The 892-nt window shown below is 74.0% G+C and carries 1 protein-coding gene; it reads left to right on the top strand.

What is annotated here, in order from left to right; translation table 11 throughout:
• Window positions 1–892 (top strand): beta-ketoacyl synthase N-terminal-like domain-containing protein (locus AN216_RS00340; protein WP_139140817.1); only part of this gene is annotated, 892 nt, incomplete at both ends.

The following is an 892-nucleotide window of genomic DNA, read 5'->3' as shown; positions in this document are numbered from 1 at the left end:
GCGGGCGCGCCCGCCGGCGCGGAGAGCGGCGGCACCGGGAGCGGTGCCGGGCTGGCCGAGGAGCCGATCGCCATCGTCGCGATGAGCTGCCGGTTCCCCGGCCAGGTCGACACCCCCGAGGCGTTCTGGCAGTTGCTGCGCGGTGGCGGCGACGCCGTCGGGCCGTTCCCCACCGACCGTGGCTGGGACGTCGAGGGCATGTACACGCCCGCCACCGAGGACGGCTCGTCCCCCGGTTCGGTCTCGGCTCAGGAGGGTGGCTTCCTGGCCGACATCGACCGGTTCGACGCGCCGTTCTTCGGGATCAGTCCCCGCGAGGCGGTCGCGATGGACCCGCAGCAGCGGCTGCTGCTGGAGATCTCCTGGGAGGCGTTCGAGCGCGCCGGCATCGACCCGACGGGCCTGCGCGGCAGCAGTACGGGCGTCTTCGCGGGCACCAACGGACAGGACTACACCCATCAACTGGTCGCCTCCGGGGAGGACTTCGAGGGCTACCTCGGCACCGGCAACGCCGCCAGCGTGGCCTCCGGCCGGATCGCCTACACCTTCGGGCTCGAAGGGCCCGCGATGACGGTCGACACCGCGTGCTCCGCCTCGCTGGTCGCGCTGCACCTGGCGGCGCAGGCGCTTCGCTCCGGCGAGTGCGACCTGGCGCTGGCCGGCGGCGCGACCATCATGACCACCCCGGGGCTGTTCCTGGAGTTCAGCCGGCAGGGCGGTCTGGCCTCGGACGGCCGCAGCAAGGCGTTCGCCGAGCAGGCGGACGGTGCCGGCTTCGCGGAGGGCGCCGGGATGCTGCTGGTGGAGCGGCTGTCCGACGCGCGGGCGAACGGCCATCCGGTGCTGGCGGTCGTACGCGGCTCGGCGGTCAACCAGGACGGCGCCTCCAACG

Origin of the sequence: Streptomyces oceani (genome assembly GCF_001751245.1) — a bacterium.
GTDB classification, from domain to species: Bacteria; Actinomycetota; Actinomycetes; order Streptomycetales; family Streptomycetaceae; genus Streptomyces; species Streptomyces oceani.
The sequence above is the reverse complement of the archived record's forward strand: the minus strand, read 5'-3'. Positions and strand labels throughout refer to the sequence as shown.